Raw genomic sequence first — 19,822 nt, forward strand, 5'->3', positions numbered from 1 at the left:
TATTATACAGCTACAATTCCATAGTTTTTATTTTTTTCAGCACGCCATAATGTAAAATAGTAGGCTTGTATTTGATTGAAGCTGGGATGATTCAAGCGACTTTTTATTGTCACTACTATCAACAGCCCTATCAAATAATTACTACTTTAATCTCCATGAGATCTATCATGCAAAATGTACGTCCTGCCAATTCAAAAGATATTGATTTCATCTATAGTTCTCTAAAAGAAGATCTAGAGGAGCAAGGTGTTTTACATCGCTTCAATTATTCAAAAGAAAGTTTTAAAAGTATGATTTTCTGCGAACAACCAATTGCTTATTTCTTAATCTTGATTATCGAGGGAGAACCGGCTGGATTTGTTAACTACGCCATCGACAATAGAAATTTTACTGTAAATAATCCATCCAAAAATCTGTATATCAATGATTTATTTGTCAGAAAAGAGTACCGTCGCAAGAAAGGCGCCACCTTGTTGATGGAGGAAATCAAGAAAATTGCCGTCGTCGAAGGATGCGGAAGAATTGAAGGATTTGTGCTTGCAAACAACTCAATATCGCTAAGCTTCTATCGTGATTATCTGAAAGCAGAAATAATAAGTGAGGATCTGCATTGCATGCGCATTAGGGTATCACCCACTGTCTGATCATTACGATCAAAGTAAATAACGAAGCTCCCTGTCCATCAGCAGCTCCACCATTCCCTCTCATACATTATCTTCATCACATAATTCATTGACTCAAAAGGAAGGGCATTTAAATCGACCCGATAATCCCGGTTTTCTGTAAAAATGCGGCTGACATCTGTTCTGTAACGCTCCAGACTATGTTGAAACTTCTTCGGTTGCCATTTAAATTTTGTTGTTCTTGCCTGTAAGAACTGCACAAAAACATCCAATATTCTGAATTCAGGGTTACATTCTTCCAGCCATAGAATTTGGCCATCCTCATGCACTTCATTAAAAATATATTGCCCGTCTTTATCACGGCAAAGACTGAATGCCCCATAAACCAGGCCTAATTTGGACATTATTAAACGCAGTTTCTTTTGAAGTCCTTCCGGCAAATCATAAGGCTCCACATCCACCCTGCCTTGAGAAATCGCCTGCCAATTCAAAGCGCCTTCATCTGGAGAATGCTCTAATAGTTTTGCGGCAACTATATAGTCACCAAAGCAATTCACAACAATTTCATAGTCTTTTTTGATTTCCAATTGATAAATGCCTGGCGTTAATTGTAAAGCCTTATTATGCGGCAATCCCATAAACCGGACATGAGAGGTAGAAGCCATTTTGATTTGTTTTTCTTCGTACCAGCAGGAAGTCGTCAGTGGTTTATATATAACCCCTGTTTTATCTTCATTGTTAATCACAAAATGACGAATCTCCAAGGGATCATTGGAGAACAACGTATGAGGCACTAAAAACCCACAGTCCCGCGCTAATTTTAACTGTAATAACTTCGAACGCGCGCGGTTAGAAGCCTCTTTACTATTCACCCACCAGGCATCCGCGTTTAAATTCTGAAACAAGGAATCATAATATAAGGCATTCTCTTTAAGGCTGAACTCATAGTCATCTGGATGCAAACCCTCCCGCGGAATGAAAGTTCTAACCCCTCGCCACCATACCACATCATACTGATGATCTAGAATCGAACCATAAGAATCCGAACAACGCCATTCATATGATTCATTTTTGATATAAACCGAGTTAGTTTGCCGAGTCGGATAATCCGCTGGATACATCAACCTCACTTCATGGTTAACGCGCTCCAACGCCAACTTCACAAACAATGCATGGGTATCATTCAAATCAGTAGGAATTAAAAACTTCATTACTTCTTCCTTAAAGCTCAATGAGAAAGATTTTTTCTTATATAAAATAAAAATGACTTGAGGGCGGGAAAATAGCAGTCAACATCCTCTTCTGATTATCCCGATCTCTAGCTTCCAACAAATGCCTGAAACTTCGCTGATCACAACGCCGAGCAACTTTCATCAAGGCTTCGTCTTTTATGGTTAAGGCTAATTGGTAGGCTAGGACGCGTTGCGGTTCTTCGTTCATTCAGAGCTCCTGTTAATTTCATTTAGGAGAAAGTTTAAGCTAGAAAAATAATTTTTAAATTCAATAATTTTATTCACCAAATTATATGATAAAATCGCATGCTAAATTCACTGGGCAAAAATACACCTATTGTTTTATTATGGATATAAGTAACCTAGCACTGGAACGTTTAGTTTGGCCCGACATCAAACAAAAAATCAAACTAATAAACAAAGAATTTTATGATCTAATAGACGAAATCAATCCATGTTCTGAATATCCTATATATAGGTTAGACTTTCCTTATGGAGTACTTCTTGGGGATGAGCTTAGCCAATTTATCTTCACTAAAAATAATAGTCTGCTGAGGTTAAATTCTACTCAACTGCCAGAGCCTCTGAAATCGGAATTGGGATATGGCCTTAACAGTTCTCCCGTAGCAATGGTTTTAGATAAATATCTAGAGTGGTATGTTGATCTACCGCAGAAGAAAATAACACTCCCAATTCGAGTGCAAAAACCTGGTGAGTTCTTCAGCTATACAAAACTTTTAGATGTTGATAGTCCACATAATTACTCCCCAATGGGTGTTTTATCTCTTATGTCCGGTGCGCGTTCAATTTTTATGCTTCCAAGCATCGGTTGTCAGCATAAGCTCACAAAATTAGGAAGAGAACTAAACGCTAAGCTTAAAACTCCACAATTTTTGTATGATCAATTTGATTTGTTTAATAAGATATTAAATAAATCAAGCACCAAGTGGAAATCAAGTATAATTTATTTTTCTGAAAAATGGATGACCAGCATCAAATATGATCCTAAGTGGTATAAAGTACAACGATACTTTTATAAAATTTTTGCAGCAAGCGCCCTATATCAAAAAAATCTTCCACATTATCAAACTGCTTATTCACTTTTAATTGAGAGAACAAATCAGAAACCTAACCCTTACTTATTTGATACATTTAAACACTTAATGGATATAATGGCAGGCGAAATGCCAGGCTTTAAGCCATTAACTGACAGTGACCTATTACCGATTGAAGTATTACAAGAAGTTTTTTTACAGGTATACAATTTAAAAAATATAGCACCAACAATAGTAGGACCTGACTATTTCAATCTTAAAGACTCTACATCGAGTCCTATTTACTATTCATTACAATTCCCTACAACTAGAACATTTTCGCCAGCATCAAAACAGTCAAGCACAATGTCTGCCTTGAAAGATCTTCAGGATATAAGTCAGGAACTAATTATGGAGCTAGCTAAAGACAATCATTTCTGCTCCAATACCATTATTCAAGATATTGCCAAAACAATTAATATTTCCTTTTTTCACAATTCAAATGATATTGATGGAGAAATTAATAATATAGATTACCTTGTGAAATTTGACTCAAGATTTTCATTTTCCTCTGCTCTTCAAACTAACTTGTTTCCTTCTAAAGATTCAAAATTTTTTCGTGGATGTATTAGGTTCTCCCACCGCACCGAAGTAATTTAAATGTTTATGCTTGAAAAAATAGATCAAGGCTATAAAACAGCCCATGAAACCGAGATATGAGGAAATACTCCAAAGGTATACATAACCCAAATTATAGATAATGATCCCGGAGTAGTATGATCCGAATACTTTTGTAATCGAATACATTGCTTTATACAGCCCCATAATCTTACCTTTACTATTTTTTGGGGCATAGCCAAATGCAATAGATTGAGCGTGAGTCACTGTTAAAATTTCACCAATCGTTAAGAGAATAGTAGAAAAAATCACAATGAATACTGTTGCTGAGCAGTTTAAAATTAAGAAGGAAAAAGCAAATAATATTAACCCTATAACAATTGCAATGAATTCATTATTTGATGAATAGCGAATAATCCTTCTTTGAAAAAAAAGAATTATCAATGGATTTAATGCCATCAAGAAACCTGTATTAATATTACCAAAATTTGCATTCAGATAAATCGGAAGGCCAATACGATGTGCCGCAAACATCAAACCTACGACACCAATTGTAATAATTCCTAAAAGATAGATGTAGTTTTTTGCAGCCAAATCCTGCAATTGAATATGCGAATCAAATTTAGTTTCGAAATCATTTTTTGCAAAAGGCCTCAAAGTGATACCTACTGTGATAATGGTAAAAGCAATACATGTAAAGATAATCTTATAATATCCATCTGTGCTATAGCCCATTAATATCGCGGCACAAAACATCCCAATATTTGATATAATATGCTGATCAGAAATAATCTTCGTTCTACTGTTTTGATCTCTATTAAACTTAGAGTTTAAAATGAAATTGCTAGAAGTCACATACAAATAGCTACCAAACCCCATTAGCATCATACTTATTAAAATAAACTTGAATTGTTGGAGAAACACCAATAAGAACAGCGCACTACCTTGTATTAGTAAACCAAATTTCAAATTATACGAAGCATTATATTTGTCGCAAAGATATCCTCCGATATAGCCACCAGCAATGTTTCCCACAGATCCAAAAGATAAGGCAAGTCCAATTTGAGCAGGATTTAAATGAGAATAACCACTTAGAAAAAGAGAAATGTAAAAAGCAGTTCCACCACAAGTTGATTGTATGGCATATATTAAAAGCAACTTCCTAGTAAGCAAACAGTAACTCATTTAACTCCCTCTACTCATTGTTTTTCTAAAAGTGTTTGCTAGTTTGAGGATACATATATAGCGTTGATAGCCTGGAAAAATTTTCGCACTCAAGTTCTGCAAGTGTCGTTTTTTCTACTCTGGGCAAAATATGTGGATATAGAGAGCCCTCATAGATGACACATGGATGATTCTTTGGATACACAAGTAATAATTTATTTTTAAGCGCACCAAAGGCTTTATGATTGAAGCTATTCTTTGTTCCAGGATCTTCGAGTATGCCTATCTGCCAAATGATTAAATGATTTGTCGAGTCGAGTAATTTGTTTTTTCTTAATAGTTCACTCGCCTCTACACAGTAACACCCACATAATGGATCAACTTCAAGATCAGCAAGTAGACAATCGAAGGAGGAAATTCCTGGCTGTATTAAAATCTCAATAGATACTCTATCAATTTCTTTTAACAAGTATTTATTGATGCTAGATAGGAGTAATGGATGTCCGTAAACGACAAATGCAACATTATTATACTTTGTTAAATGGGCTTGCACTTCCCGGACGATCTTCTTATAACTCTCTACTCGATCATTACAGGAGAAATAAATTTCATTCAATGATAAGACTTGTCTTGCATGTTGACCAATCCACTGTGACATAACAGGCTCATTCATTAAGCATAATACTATTGTGGCTTGTTGGATGGCAGCAATATTTTCCTTCGTCAAATGCGCAATGGATTTTATTCCTGCTCCTAAAATTATCAGTCTTTGTTTATTCATGCATAAAAAGTTGGGTTAGATGCGAAAATTACAGTCCATCTGCGCGTCAGGAAAGAATGGAGTATTAGAAATCAATTTTCTTAGCTCACTAGATTTAACAGAGTGATAATCAATTTTATAGAGGTAATTAATTCGTGCCAGAGTATCTAAAATTAAAACATCTTCAAATATAGACAAATGAGCCAATTGCTCAAAATACTTGCAATTATCCATAATGTATGCTTTCTAAAAAGTAAATTTCTTCTGGAATACTACCATTTCATCTTAGAAAAAACTAGCTAAATGATCTTTTACAGTGCATTAAGTCCAAAATGAATAATCTTTTATCACTTACTTGAATAGTTATAATATAAACATCTTTTTTAGCGCAACATATCAGCTGTCACTTTGGTTAACTCTAATTCAGTACTGCTTTATAAACTAATTTATCGATCCTCCAGAAGCGCTTTTGTTAACTTGTCGTAATTGTTGATGTTAGGGCTGATTCTATATCTCTTTCCGTTATTTAATATAATTAAAAGTCCTAATTTGTCTTCTGGAAATGTGAAACGGCGGCTTTGAATTGAGGAAACTTTAAACTCTTTTATAGACTTTATCTCGTTTCGTTTAATTAATCTCCTTTGCCTGAAATAGAAATGAATCAGACATTGATTATTGTTCAATCTGATTTTATGCACTGCTCTTAATGTGTAATAACAACCTGCTAAACCCAAAAGGAACTCATATATGAAAAAACATATAAATGGGACTAAAAGAAAAAAGTGCTTGAGGGTTTGGCAAGTTGAAGTAGTTAAACTTAATCCAATTAATATAGCCATGATCCCATAGAAAACAGCCTCTACTAACAATAGCCAGGATAGTAAGCCAGAACCTCCATGAATAAAATCTTTATACTTGTAGCTACCTAATGGTTCACAATTAAATCGTTTTTTCAAGGTATCAAATAGCTGAATATTGGAACTTATATAATATTGTTTTCCATTACTTAGCTGAACCATTAAGGACTTTCTTTCTAAATTAAAAACTTCATTTAATGACATGCACCAACTAGCTGGAAACTCATATATCCCAACGATATCCTTTAATGGGATCACTTTAACTCTATTGAAATAAAGCCATATTTTAATAGAGTTATCCTGAAATAAAACTCTCTGGATTGTTCGTATACTATCTTTTGCCGAGAGTAGAAAAAAAACAAATAGATAGGAGGTCATGAAAATACTGAACCAAGAAGCTAAATAATGCTCCGAGATTTCCGGTGTGGATGTCAATATCACTCCTATAAGCGCGACTATAAGAGCTGAACTTGTCAATATTGCTAATGCAAAACGCCATATAAAAATACCATATTCAGCAAAAGTTATATCTTCAAAGAAGTTATTTTCTCCAGTTGTCATAGACTTCTCCACTTAATTTATTAATCACAACCTCAGGCCCAAATCTTAATATAGTCGCAGGAATAAGTGGTGACCCATATGTTAATGCTGCCCCAATACCCCCAGCCACTCCTGCCATGCCAACTTTAAATAAATCAATACTATCTATTCTACCCTTGTAATAATCTTTTGCTTGATAAAGCCCATTTGCTACAGCCCCAGCCGCTGCATTTACTTTAAGGTATCCCTTGAAAGTTTTCATTTTTGCACCAAAAACCAATCCACAAAATGTTCCAATAAAAACATTCCTATACAAGTGCTTATCATCAGTGCTTAGTGAAGTAAATAACGCACTCATTCCACCTGCTGAAGCATCTGCAACATGTTTAACAATAGCCCCTTTATGTTTCATAACGATATTAGTAGTCTTCTTAGTTATTTCTGTCGACTTCTGTAAGGTTTTTGAGCCTTTTGCTAACTTCATTGTGGCTTCAACTGCTTTTGTTTTACTTAACAAGTTGATAGTTTTACTGGCCAATTTGACACCAGGAACTATACAGATAAGGGAAACGAAACGGTTGATTCTTTGATGGGTTACTGGGTCGTAGCCGGTCCAAACTTCGCTAGCGGCTTTTAATTGTCCCACTACAGGTACAAAATCCATTACGGTTGAAGCAATGATATCTGCTGTGTCGGGCTCGTCCCGGGATGCATCTGAGGAGGTATCCCATTCGTCGTGGCAATTTGCTTTGATATTGTCCAGCATCTCTGTGAAGTGATATTCACCATCCACCTCATTTAATCCTTGCGCCAGCCGATTGTATCCGTTCATTACTGAGCTTTTTCCATAATTGTAAAGATCGGTAAGAGTGTTTCTTAGATCCAGTTCGTTGTTTACGGGGGCTAAGGATATATTATCTGGCGAGGTAATAACAGGTTGGGCGGTTAAATTTGTGTTTATATCCTCCAGCAAGCTTTCGTCGCTGTTTAGATATAGTGATTCGATTTCTTTTTCGTAATCTATGGCTAGATCTTTACTCTCGGCGCTCGCAATGGTGGAATTCATCACTCCATTTCCTATACTATCGCCAAGATTGTCTTCGAGAACCTGGATGGCGTTGAAATTTTGGCCTGACAACAGTGAGCGGCTGCCCTGGTGGATTAAGGAGTTTAATTGACTGCCAAGCATTTCGCTTTTATCGATCTGTTTCAGGGCACTGCTTGTCTTCTGCCCCAAGTCGCCGCCCATAAATCCTGAGGTTAGACCTGTTGCTGCCAGGCGTCTCCAGTCGAAATGGTTTTGTTGATTGGCAGCCATCGCTATTCCCTGGCCTACTGCATTCTGGCTCATCATTTCGGCTGCGGAAGCAAAATTAAACTGCGAGGGGGAGTTATTGTTCAGGAAGCCAAGCGCGTTGTTAGCAATACCATTCACTCTCATCCCCCGCATGACACCGGCGCTGGCTAATGTAGCTAATGCCGCGGTTAATGCGCCACCCCAATGAATCCCATGTTGTAAACCACTGAGATTCGCAGCTCCCTGGCTCGCTATATTGCCGATAAAACCGGCACTGAGGCTTGCTCCTGCCATTACCCCCAGGGATGCATTACCGCTTAGAGCAGCTAATCCCAGCTTAAATACACCACCAAGCCCATTAATGGCCAGTGCAGTTCCTCCCATCACACTCGCCACAGCTGCTGCAGCCAGTACTGTAATGATTGTTCCTACCACAGCAGTCAATGCCTTGGCGAGTAATTTATGATGCTTACGTTGCGGTGATGCCGAGGGCATCAATGACTGTTGGGGCATAGGGGCTGTGGCACTGGTGTTGCCTATGAAATAATCTTCAGAAAAGACATTGTGGGTGGCGGCATTATTATGCTGATTGGAAAATACTGGCGGTAAGCTGAGCCTTTGTCCAACATGCATTTGGCCGTTATCGCCCGCGCGCGCTTCGCGGCTGGTTATACCGTTGGCATCGGCAATTAAATACCACAGGCTGCTGTCGCCATAAACCTGTAAGGCGATTGACTCCAGAGTATCGCCCGCACATACAGTGTATGCTCCCAAATTATCCTGTGGGCTATTAGGAATGACTGCCTCATTTTGCTCAGAAGTGCCCTGCAGGGATTCTGCAGCGGTTCTGCCATTTTGAAAAAATGCGTTGAAACTGCCATAGCTGCTGCCGCTGTTCCACTGCCAGGGATTAATTTGCAATGCGGGTTTCGCGCTGCCTTCGGGGGTAAAGCCACCATATACCGTGAGTGTCTGCTTACCGGTTGCATCCAATCGCAGATCAGCGATCGTTTTTCCATTGACGCTAAGATAGCTGGTTTTACCTGTTTGATCCTCGCGTGATTTAATGCCATCAACACTGCTGGTATAATGTGCATTATTACTTTTTCCGCTGGAGTCCGGCTGCTGGTCTATCGCATCCTGTAATTGCCCGTTCACATCATAAGTACGGATGCTTAAACCATAAGTGAAGGCCTGATAATCGATAGCCAGGGTTGCGTGATCTTCTGAACGTCGATAATCATCCCACCAGGCAAAACGATATTCGTGTGATAGCGTATATCCTGCAGTTTGCCCCTGTTTCTCTACCCGCAGTGATTCAGCTGTCAGGTTCGCTGCCTTATCATAGTAGAACTGATTCTGGCTAACAGTACGCTCCAGATTTCCGACTGGCCGGGTGGTATAGACATGATCGAGCATTCCATTGATATAGAAAGAGCGGTTAATCTGAGCAAGATTGCCCTTGGTATCAAAAAGCCGCTCCTCATTGACTTGGCCGGCTTGATTGTATTTTTTTGTTTCAAGAGTGACCTTATCTTTTTGCGTCCACTCGAGTTGATTATTTTTGTTATAGCCATATAGATAATGATGCAATTGGCCGTTTTCATATTTATCAGCCTGGTTTAAATTACCGGCCGCATCATAGCCCAATAGACTTCCCTGATCTTGATCGATTTGTATACTTCCATCAATTAATTTTCCTTTGCTGATCCTGATGCGATTATTTTCGTCATAGGTGTAATATTCGTCACTGCTGGTTTTTTCGTAACCAGTATAGTTTGCAATGATTGAACTGTGCCTGAGATTACCTGCCGCATCATACTGGTAATCGATAGACAAGAGATTTTTGTCTGGCTGCGGTACCCGATTATCAATGTCGTCGGGATGCACCCTTTGGACGGCGATTAACCGTCCCAGACTGTCATACTCATAACGGTCGGATTCGACAAGCCAGCCGTCTTTCTCGGGGTTTGTACGCGAGCTTTGCTTGCTGGTCATGTTGCCTTCATTATCGTATTGATAATTCTGAACCTCACCCCGCGTATTATCGACGTATTGTTTAAGTCCGCCATCCCCCTGGTAATGGTAATCGATTGAACGACCGGCGCTTGATCTTTCGGCAAGCAATAAGCCATTGCGGTTATACTTGTAGTATGTCGTATGTACGCCTAAATCAGTGTGGGAAACAAGACGGTCATTCTGATATTTCCAGCTTTGTGTATTACCCAACTCATCCTTTTCATACACTTTGTGGCCGGCATCGTCATAAACCATAGAGCGCCAATATCCCTGGGTATTACGCTTGCCAGTCAAATTTCCCAACTCATCATAAAGAAACTGTGAACTGTTGTTTTCCCCATCGCTTTGCTGCAATAACTGGCCTGCTTCATCGTAGAAATACTGTTGCTTACTGCCTGAAGTCTGTAGGGTGGTCAGTCGGTTGGCCTTGTCGTAGCTGTAGGTTGTAATACCGCCGAGTTCGTTGATTGTCTGATTGAGCCGTCCAAAAATATCATAGGATTTCTGACGAAGCGCTCCCTTTGCGTCGCGTTCCCTAAGCACATTCCCGAATGCATCGAGGCTTTTAATTACTGTGTGATTATTCGCATCAGTAAAGCCAATCTGTCGGCCCAGGCGATCATAGGCGTAGCATAGTTTAGGTTTGATAAGCCGTCCGACTCCATGCTCATCATAGGCCATCACCTGAGGCAGCTCCTGCTCGAGGATCTGATTTAAGCCGTTATATTGATATCTGGTTTCATAACCATTGGCATTACAATGACTAAGCACATTTCCCCAGCGATCGTACACATAGCTTTGGGCGATGGTTTTCAAATGAAGGCTGTCATCAGGCGTTAACGGATTTTCGGCAGACTCACGATATTGGGTAAGCAAGTTGCCTGCTTTGTCATAAATATTATTTTGTCTTTGTAAATCAAATTCCCAACCCTCTGTCTGGAATGATGAGGCGGTTTCAAATTGCTCTCCGCTTAAATCTAATCCGTCTTCATTCGTGGCTGGGCGAAATGCATTGGTCGAAGTTACAATTTGCGTGACTTTGTCGTTCAGATCATAGACAAAGAGTTGATAATAACCGGCTGAATTTGTACGCCACAAACGACCCAATTGATCATATTCGTAGTGTATGCTCAATTCACCATTTATGCCCTTATGGGCAATTTCGCCAAACACATTAAAACGGCTATCCTCGCAAGCCCAGCCGCCGCTGGCTTTTCGGGTCGCGGTCCGCAGCAGGTTGCCCCCGGCATCGTAGACATAGCGCTTATCAATAAGCCTTTGTGAACCGTCTATTTGGCTTAACAGCTCCCAGGCGCGTGCCATATTCCCCTGTTCATCATAACTATAAAACTTGAGATGGCCCATGGAATCTTTCTGCAGGATTAATTGATCATTGGCATCGTAAAAATCCAGATTATGAATGTCCTGAGCCGAGGCAGCCGGGAGGATAATGCCATCGTCGGTGATTTTTGCAGCATTGGCATAGCGTATCGTGTCAACCAGATGACCCAGACTGTCGTAAGTGTAGGATACTGCTGCTCGTCCAGCCTGAGTTTGCGGACCTGCTTTGGCTTTTAATTGCCCTAAAGCGTCATAGCTATAAAAACTGGAATAGCCTTCCGGGTCAGTCATTTTAACCAGGTTACCCATAGCATCGTATTCATAGGAAGTGGTCAAATCAGCACTTACATGCTCAAACTTTCCTTTACTGTCCAAGCGTTGATAGCCCACCTGTTTCTGTATTTTCTGTTGAAGCTTGCCTGCCTCATTATAACGATACAGAAAAATCCGATCCTGAATGGAGGTGACAGGGGGGTGCGCTTCGAATTCATCGAAAACATCAACTTGAGTAGCGTATTCTATTTGTTCGCTTAATTCACCAAAGGCATTGTACTGATATTTAGTGAAATAATTTTCCGCATTTAACTCGCCAGTCAGCAAACCATCACGATCATAATAGCGCCGGCTGGATGACCAAATACCTTCATGAAGTAAAACATTAGTGATAACTACCTCCCCGAAAGCATTGTATTGATAGCCGGTTGTAGGACTTAAGATTTCATAAGATCGTGTAGCCGCATTAAATGAACGTATTCGGTCCTTTTCAACAAGAATTAATTGGTCCAAGCGGTCGTAATGATAGAATTCATGGCGATCAGCGGCACTGGGTTGTTTTGCCTCAGAAAATCCTGCAGTACTGACCTGGCTGCCAGGTTTTAAGCTAATGGCGACAGCATAGCTGCATTTGGCAGTTAATTGACCCAGTTCATTGTATTGATACTCCGTCAGCGCTCCTGATTTATCCAATGAAAACCTTAAATGCCCTTCTCTATCGTAGGTAAAATATTGCCAGTTTCCTGCCCGGTCACATTGAGCCTCCAACTCACCAAAAGCATTGAAGCGAAACTGCTCGCTTAAGGTTTTTATAATCTCCTGACGGCTAGCTGGAGCATCCAGGCTGGCATTATTGACGGATACATTGAGGTAATTCACCTGTATGCAATGATTATTCGCATCAAAAAGATATTCGCGAACCTGGGCAACCCCCTCCGCATCCTTGATAATTTTAATCATATTGCCGAAACTGTCGTAGCTGTTTCGGGTTATAACTGAGCGGCGCTGAACCTGGTATCCATAGGCAATATCTGTTTCCGGGGATTTGATTGTAATCAATTGGTTGGCAGCGTCGTATTCATAATGCCATACGGCTTTGTTGGCATCGGTCTTGGAGACAACGTTGCCATTCGCATCATATTCATAAAGTGTCTGATTACCCGCCTCAATTTTGGCAAGAAGACGGCTATTATTATCATACTCATAATGAGTTTCCCTTGCTGCAATCTTGCTAAGGGCTTTTGAAATACTTTCTTCAGTATATTCAGCTAAATTGAGCGACATGGAATAATTCATTTCAGCAATAATATTGCCAGCCGCATCATACTGACGCCCAATCACCCGCCCTTCCGCACTGACACGATAAATTTCACGCCCGGCTGCATCGAATATCGAACGGCTGATGCGATCATGGGAATCTGCCTGCAACTGATCAAGCCAGTTTTCGCCGGCCAATTTGGCTGAAATTGGTTTAGCAAAGCGTCTTGTCGCGATAACATTGCCAAGCGGATCGTAATAATATTTGACGACAAAGCCTTCAGCGTTCAATTCAGCAACTAAGCGCCCAGCCTTATCATAGCTATAATGGGTGGTTTGATCGCATTTCGCATTCAGAGACAGGCTTTTTTCAATCTCTTCCAGAGTAAAATGAGTTAAATCGATAAGCTGTCGGCTGGCAAAACGGGTTTTACTGACTAGCTCACTGGATTGATTATACTTAAAAACCGTTAAATGGTGTTCGTCATCCAGTTGATAGCATAAGCGATTTAAGCTGTCATAGGCCAAATACTGTACTCGGCTGGCATCTGTTTTTTCAAATAGGGGTATATCCCCATTCTTCAAATCTTCGAGAGCAACTGATTTTGCATAGCGAATTATTTGGGTGACATTGCCTTGTACATCATAGGTATAAGCAGTTGCATAACCCAAAGCATCGAAACTTAGAAGGATATGTCCTTCAGTATCAAACTCCCTGAAAGTATAGCGATCGGCCTCATTGCTTACTAGCAACGACTTGATGTCTTCTTCAGTTGGCGGCGACTTTAATTGTAAACGATTTGCATAAAAAATTGTCTCAGTATTATTACCCCTTAAATCATACCTGGATTCAGTGACTACGCCGCGTGGATCAACCTCGAAGCGGCATTGATCGAGTTCGTCATAAATCCAGAATCTTGTATTTCCGCGGGGATCTGTTTCGCTGCAAAGATTTCCCTTGGCATCATAGCTATATTCAGTGCTTAGGGCTAAACCATCAGGATCAATTATTTTTCTACTGCATTGTCCCAGTGCATTCCATTCATAGCAAGTAACTTGATCTTTTCCGCCCCCATTACGTATTGTTTCTTTTATTAAATGCCCCTGATTATCATATTCATAATCAGTGATTAAATTTAGATGCTCGGCATCAATGCAGTTGCGGATGCAATTCCCGGCACTGTCATATATAAATTCTTTTGTTACCTGGTCAGGCCCGATAACCTTCAATTGGCGCCCCACTCCATCAAAATGATACTTAGTGGTCAGCTCTAAACCGTTTACATCGATAGTTTTACTTAGCACCCTTCCCGCTGCATCATAGCTGTAGCGGTTGGTACGCCCATTTTGGGATTCCTCAATTAAGCGCCCTTCACTATCATAGGTATAATGGGAAGCTGTCCCCAAGGGGCCGCTTTGTTCTGTCAATTGGCCATTAGCGTCGTATTCAAAGCAGGTTTTAGCACCATTAAAATCAGTAAAACTAATTTTGTCGCCAAATGCATTAAATTGGGTTGTAATTTCTCGCTTTTTGTCCGGTTGAATAATCTTAAGTGTATTGCTGCCCTCATCATACTGGTAAATCGTCCGTACCAGATCAGATTCATAAACCATGCGCCCCAAGGCATCATAACGCATGACTTTTTCTCTTCCGCCAGCATTAGTGACTGAGACACATTCACCTCGCAGATTATACTTGTATGTCGTCTTATGGTGGTTAGCATCCTCCGCAACAATCAGTCGGCCAAATCGATCATATTCCCAGGATTGCTGCTGATTAATGGCGGTACCCATGTTATCTTGCTGAACAAGAAGCCCTTGCTTATCGTAAGTATAATGAGTCGTCAGAGAGGAATTTCCCTTGCTATCCTGAACCAGTGACTCAACTTCGCCAAACGCGTTATAAACAGTCAGCGTTTCTAACCGGGATCCTTTGGTTGTTTTTATAACCTGCCCCAGATTATTGTATTCATATTCGCTCACCTCATCCGCTTCCTTTTTTAAGGGTTGCAGGGACTCTTGCAGCGTTTTGATATCAAGTTTTAAAGGCCTTTTCGTTAATCGCTGGCTGTATTTAATAGAACGGGTTAAATTACCAAAGCTATCGTATTGCTGCTCTTTCACCTCCCCATCCGCATTGATAGCGTAAGCTAATCTTCCCTGCTCATCGTAAACAAACTGCTCGGTTTGCCCAAGAGAGTCGGTTTTGGTTAGCAAACAATCGTTATTACTATAGCTGTAGTGAATAGCATGCTGCTGCCATATGGCAGCAATTTGCTCTTCCGAGAGCAAAGGATTACGCAGCAATTCAGCACCCACGGCATTCAAGCTCTCAATCAAACGACCGCGTTCATCATAACGATAGAGCGTTTCCCTGCTTTGCTTACTAAACCGATCGAAGGTCTTTTTTTCAATCATCAATCCACTGTTGTCATAGCGATAGCTCAGAGTTAAACCATTGGATTGGTGTTCTTCAATCAATAATTGGCGTTCATCGTATTGATAATAGGTCACTCGATCCTGGGTGTTGATGGCAGGCCTTTGCCAGCCTTGAGGTTCGACGTGCACTGGTTTGCGCAGGGCATTGGCGTACTGCCTCTTTTCGCAAAGGAGACCGGCCTTATTGTAACTATAGGTGGTGACGAACCCTTCCCCATCAATTTCAGCCTCTTTTAAACCCGCTGCATTAAACAAGGAGTAACTAATCATGTCCTTCGCTGAGGCAGAAGGCTTTATGGATTCCCAAGACTGCGCATCATCAACAGTAACCCTATTGAAAAAACGCCGTGTTTCAATGCAATTTCCCATACGATCATACTGGTAGGCCACTACCGCACCCTCGCCATTAATCTCTGCCTGCAAATTACCAGCCTCATCATAGTAGTAACGGTAATGGCGATCAGTTTTATCTTCGACAGGCTTGATGATCCCTGATTGAATAGCTTTAAACAAATCGGTGATCGCTATGCGTTGTGCATAGGCAGTTTTTTTTGCCAGTTGCCCTTCTGAATTATAACGATAACCAATGACCGCGCCAGTTGCATCCACTTGATAAGCGATCTGATTGTATTGATTATAGAAAGTCCAATTGTAGCGATCTTTGCTGGAATGAACTGGGCGTATGTGTTCAATGTCCAGCTCATCTGTGAGTTTACTGGTCACTTTCTGCGCGTATTCAATAGACTGAATCAGCCGTCCCTCTGCATCGTAGCGGTATTCTTTTAAATGGCCATTTGCGTCTATTTTTCCACACAATTGTCCTGTCTTGTTATAAAGATACCAATTTTGTTTTCCTTCCCAATCAGTCTCAGAGATTAAACGCCCTGCTTTATCATATTGAAAACGTTGAATGCCATAATCGTATTTGTCGCTTCCCAGTTGCTGTTTTGACAATAACAGACCGCTGCGATCGTAGAGATAAAGAGTCTGCAAACCGCGGCTATCCGTTTGAATAATCCGATGGTGGAGATCATCATATTCATATTGGTTCATAATTCCCGTGCTATCCTGGCAAAGAACAAGCCGTCCCAAATCATCATAAAAATAATAGATTTTATGAAGTCCCTTCTCAGTTGGCGCAGTTTTTTCAATCAAGCGACCGCGTGCATCGTATTGATAACATGTGCTTAATGCATTTTGCTCTAATCCATTTCCATCGGAATCTACCGCTTGATAATGTATTTCCTGGATTAACTGACCGCGCCAATCGTATTGATAAGTGACAAGGCTTATTTGCTGGATCGATTGCAGGCGGCTCCAGTCCTCAAGTTCTTGCAACAGGGGTTGCCTGGATTTCAAGCCAAAGGTGGTTTGTAAGTACAGCCTTCGATTAATACATTGACCCGACGGGCTGTAGCGATATTCTGTAACCGTGCCATCAGCAGCAATGGCATAGCGCAAATGGCCATTGGGATCATAGACATAATAGGCGGTTGATGATTGCCCAGGATGTTGCGAGCCATTAAATACTGAGGATTTGTTTTCAGATAGCAGATGATGCTGATCATCAAAGGTTCTTTGAATGATCTGTCCATCTGGCTCTTCGCTGCGTATACAATCGCCGGCCTCATTGTAGATGAAGCTCCAGATTAAACTGCCTTTTATAATACGGTTAAGATAATTCCCCTGATACTCATAACGAACCTTATTATTATCGGGGCATGTAACTTCGGTGAGACGATTTCTATCATCAAATGAGTAACACCAGGTTTCGCCCAATCCATTACTGATTTTAGTGCAGCCCTGCTCATACACAAAGCGGGTGCTCCTGCCCTCACCATCAGACACAGAAATCACTCGATTTTGCGCATCATACTTAAAATGAAACTGGCAGCCGTCGCTTTGCCGGATTGACTCAATCAAGTCGGATTCATTAACGTAATCATAGGCCACCCAGGAGCTCTTTCCATCATTTTGATCCTGGGTAACCAGTCTTAGCCGCCGCAAATTATCATAGTCATAATGAAGATGGTGAACGAGCAAGCCTTGATCGTAGAAGCTAATATCCTGCAACAGCCCTTGCTGGAATTGCCAGTGGATATTCTGCTGTTCAGAACGATCGAAAATATCGGTTAACTGGCCATCGTTATACACATAATTCAGGCGATGCCCATCACGGTCAGTCCAGGCGGTTAGCAAGCCATCCTCGCTGTATTCACAACTGACTGAAGAGCTCCCCTGGGAATATAGCCAGCCTTTTTCTGTCCACTGAATACTCTCTGTGCCGCCATTTTCGGGCAAATAAATGCCCATTTCCGAGTTGAAAATAAATCGGCTGCAATGGCCGTCCTCTCCCATTCGGATAATCCTGGATCCGCAGCGGTTCTTCTCTCCTTCAACAACCAGTTTTGTTTGAATATTAAATAACCAGCGCTGGCCATTATTACCCTGGGCGTTATAGGTTGAAAATAAATCGAAGCCAATCCCCTGAGTGGCAAGAAAACCATCGGACTGTTTTAAAATAAGATTGCCATTGGCGGCATTGATATATAACGATACGCCATTTTGACCCAATGCGGGATTGCCCTGAGGGCCAAAAGCCCCAAGCTGCCCCAAAGAAGAGCCTTGAAGACCCAAACCAGTACCTGTAAAAATCTGTGACATTTTTATTCCTTTTGCCAACAAATGATTTGCGATGTCTAATTTTGCTTCCGGGCTTATCATTAGACATTGCAATGCCAGAGCGTCAAGCCAAAATAAATCAGCCCGAACTTGCCTGAGCAGCGCTAAGAATATAAAGAAGTACAGTGTTTTATCAGTGCAGAAATGAAATTAAATAAATAAACTTGATAGTGAGGACTTGCAAAACTCATGATTGTTCCTAATTTCCATAAACTTATCCGTTACAGCCGCATGATAATTAAAGCGTTTAAGGAAATCAATTCTAAAAAAATAGCCAGTCAGGGCATTAAAAACCTTACTGCCGATTTTATTGCCTATGCGACCATATTACCGACATAAGTAACCTTGGTGCGGGCGCTACCAAGGTTAAAGGAGCTAGAAAGGGGGTTGTTCCTTATTGATATCCGTGGCCGGGATATGGCTAGCATTGTCTTCCTCTGTATGCCAAAATAATGCCTCTCTCAAGGACGAAATGTTGACCAAGCTTTCTGCTTTATAGAGATATTTTATGTACTCATACTCACCAGTACATAAATTAAAAATCTGCCCTTTACTTATTTCCTCATTATCACGCAGGAAAGCCTGTTTTTGAGTGTGAACGCTATGTAATTGTGCTGTATATTCCATTTCAGACATTTCAAGCTGCCACCTTAGCATATCTCCCATATTATCGGCGGTATAATGGGAGGCACCGCTGCCGCCATGACCATCGTAAATCCCGTTCATTCCGCAAAATGACGCGGGCTCGACAGCCCGTTTAGCAATTTGTACTGACACGGACACGTTATCCATAGAACCATGCTGGATAGCCAGGCGGGTGAGTTTACTCGCAATTTCAAGCGGTGTAAGGGCTCCAGGCCTATCATCCATAAAATAGTATAAACAGATAAAGAGCCATAGTTCATGGTGTCTTTTGCTGCCGAATTCGAAGTCATCATCAGTAACCTCTTTGAATATTTTCTGATTAGTGGTTTCCGCCGCATCGGTGAATCCATCACAGGAGCTGATAACAAGCACAGTGTATTCCATTGGGATATCTCCCAGGTAGGTGATCATTACATCAGGATCAGCAATCACACCTTTAACGTCCTTATCACCAATTGCGCGCGATATGGCTAATCGCTCCTGCACCCGATTATTGACTACACTGGAGCCAGCTTCAATGATCCTATTGTACTCATTCTCTTCATCAGGTTTATGTGTGCGTTCATTGAGTCGACAAAGACTCACTAATATTCCGCGCTCATTAAGTACTGCGGCAAAGACTGCTGCATCACCTGTTAACGCGGAAATCAGAAAATCCTGTTTAAAAATGGTCGTTACCGCGGTGGTACCGCTGTAATCCATTTCATTATGAACCTCCTGATTAATTAAGCGATAGGAAGTCCATAGGCGCTGGGCGATTTGAAGCGGGTTCAGGTTTTGCACTCCCAGAGGATCATAGACCTCGCTGATTGACGTATCCTCCTGCTCGAGTCTTTCACCTTGTATTTCATCAACTGCAAAACCATTTTCTTTATCCTGGGCCTGACTATTACTTGTCGGTTTTGAAATAATCCCACTTTGAAATATCTTGACCATGATTTCACCCGCATGCCCATAATTTACATCATTATACCAAATTTGAACCAAACTTTGTTGGAAACTGGAATTATTTTTATCGTCCGAATTAGCGGGCAAGATACA

General features: G+C 40.9%; 10 protein-coding genes. 3 read left to right on the forward strand and 7 right to left on the reverse strand.

Translation table 11 applies throughout. The features are described from left to right. The first annotated feature begins 167 nt into the window (after positions 1–167). On the forward strand, positions 168–644 hold the full coding sequence (locus DYH42_RS13415) for a GNAT family N-acetyltransferase (RefSeq protein ID WP_058525058.1): 477 nt from the start codon (positions 168–170) through the stop codon (positions 642–644). A 38-nt stretch (positions 645–682) separates the two neighbouring features. Here DYH42_RS13415 and DYH42_RS13420 read toward each other — a convergent pair whose 3' ends face one another. Further along, positions 683–1,834 carry an MvdC/MvdD family ATP grasp protein gene (locus tag DYH42_RS13420; protein ID WP_058525059.1) on the reverse strand — a complete coding sequence of 384 codons (1,152 nt, stop codon included), beginning with the start codon at positions 1,832–1,834 and terminating at the stop codon, positions 683–685. 37 nt (positions 1,835–1,871) lie between these two features. Continuing rightward, on the reverse strand, positions 1,872–2,063 hold the full coding sequence (locus DYH42_RS13425; RefSeq protein ID WP_058525060.1) for a hypothetical protein: 192 nt from the start codon (positions 2,061–2,063) through the stop codon (positions 1,872–1,874). Between the two features lie 139 nt (positions 2,064–2,202). On the opposite strand from DYH42_RS13425, the gene DYH42_RS13430 reads away from it, so the two are divergent. Further along, positions 2,203–3,549, forward strand: coding sequence for a hypothetical protein (locus DYH42_RS13430; RefSeq protein WP_058525061.1), 1,347 nt, complete (start codon positions 2,203–2,205; stop codon positions 3,547–3,549). Here DYH42_RS13430 and DYH42_RS13435 read toward each other — a convergent pair. The 4 genes from DYH42_RS13435 to DYH42_RS13455 all read right to left on the reverse strand — a co-directional run bounded on the left by DYH42_RS13435 (position 3,496) and on the right by DYH42_RS13455 (position 18,118). Next, positions 3,496–4,692 (reverse strand): MFS transporter, encoded by a 1,197-nt coding sequence (locus tag DYH42_RS13435; protein ID WP_058525062.1) that lies wholly within the window; start codon positions 4,690–4,692, stop codon positions 3,496–3,498. The two genes, DYH42_RS13430 and DYH42_RS13435, sit on opposite strands and share 54 nt — an antisense overlap. A 25-nt stretch (positions 4,693–4,717) precedes the next feature. After that, positions 4,718–5,452 (reverse strand): SAM-dependent methyltransferase, encoded by a 735-nt coding sequence (locus DYH42_RS13440; protein ID WP_058525063.1) that lies wholly within the window; start codon positions 5,450–5,452, stop codon positions 4,718–4,720. A gap of 425 nt (positions 5,453–5,877) precedes the next feature. Next, the gene (locus DYH42_RS13450) at positions 5,878–6,849 is read right to left on the reverse strand and encodes a hypothetical protein (RefSeq protein WP_058525065.1); all 972 of its coding nucleotides are present in this window, start codon (positions 6,847–6,849) and stop codon (positions 5,878–5,880) included. Next, positions 6,830–18,118 (reverse strand): pre-toxin TG domain-containing protein, encoded by an 11,289-nt coding sequence (locus DYH42_RS13455; RefSeq protein ID WP_162263115.1) that lies wholly within the window; start codon positions 18,116–18,118, stop codon positions 6,830–6,832. The genes DYH42_RS13450 and DYH42_RS13455 overlap by 20 nt, the downstream gene beginning before the upstream one ends. A gap of 207 nt (positions 18,119–18,325) precedes the next feature. Here DYH42_RS13455 and DYH42_RS16645 point away from each other — a divergent pair, with 207 nt between their 5' ends. After that, complete coding sequence (locus DYH42_RS16645) at positions 18,326–18,475, forward strand: hypothetical protein (protein WP_157062416.1); 150 nt, start codon at positions 18,326–18,328, stop codon at positions 18,473–18,475. A gap of 36 nt (positions 18,476–18,511) precedes the next feature. On the opposite strand, the gene DYH42_RS13460 is transcribed toward DYH42_RS16645, so the two are convergent. After that, positions 18,512–19,717 (reverse strand): PP2C family serine/threonine-protein phosphatase, encoded by a 1,206-nt coding sequence (locus DYH42_RS13460; RefSeq protein WP_131793031.1) that lies wholly within the window; start codon positions 19,715–19,717, stop codon positions 18,512–18,514. Between the last annotated feature and the right edge of the window lie 105 nt (positions 19,718–19,822).

The organism is Legionella birminghamensis, from assembly GCF_900452515.1.
Classification (GTDB): domain Bacteria; phylum Pseudomonadota; class Gammaproteobacteria; order Legionellales; family Legionellaceae; genus Legionella_C; species Legionella_C birminghamensis.

Excerpts from the sequence above, each read along its gene's own strand:
- DYH42_RS13440 (WP_058525063.1), bottom strand. The coding sequence starts at position 5,452 with ATGAATAAACAAAGACTGATAATTTTAGGAGCAGGAATAAAATCCATT.
- DYH42_RS13460 (WP_131793031.1), bottom strand. The coding sequence starts at position 19,717 with ATGGTCAAGATATTTCAAAGTGGGATTATTTCAAAACCGACAAGTAAT.
- DYH42_RS16645 (WP_157062416.1), top strand. The coding sequence starts at position 18,326 with ATGATTGTTCCTAATTTCCATAAACTTATCCGTTACAGCCGCATGATA.
- DYH42_RS13435 (WP_058525062.1), bottom strand. The coding sequence starts at position 4,692 with ATGAGTTACTGTTTGCTTACTAGGAAGTTGCTTTTAATATATGCCATA.
- DYH42_RS13415 (WP_058525058.1), top strand. The coding sequence starts at position 168 with ATGCAAAATGTACGTCCTGCCAATTCAAAAGATATTGATTTCATCTAT.
- DYH42_RS13455 (WP_162263115.1), bottom strand. The coding sequence starts at position 18,118 with ATGTCACAGATTTTTACAGGTACTGGTTTGGGTCTTCAAGGCTCTTCT.
- DYH42_RS13450 (WP_058525065.1), bottom strand. The coding sequence starts at position 6,849 with ATGACAACTGGAGAAAATAACTTCTTTGAAGATATAACTTTTGCTGAA.
- DYH42_RS13425 (WP_058525060.1), bottom strand. The coding sequence starts at position 2,063 with ATGAACGAAGAACCGCAACGCGTCCTAGCCTACCAATTAGCCTTAACC.
- DYH42_RS13430 (WP_058525061.1), top strand. The coding sequence starts at position 2,203 with ATGGATATAAGTAACCTAGCACTGGAACGTTTAGTTTGGCCCGACATC.
- DYH42_RS13420 (WP_058525059.1), bottom strand. The coding sequence starts at position 1,834 with ATGAAGTTTTTAATTCCTACTGATTTGAATGATACCCATGCATTGTTT.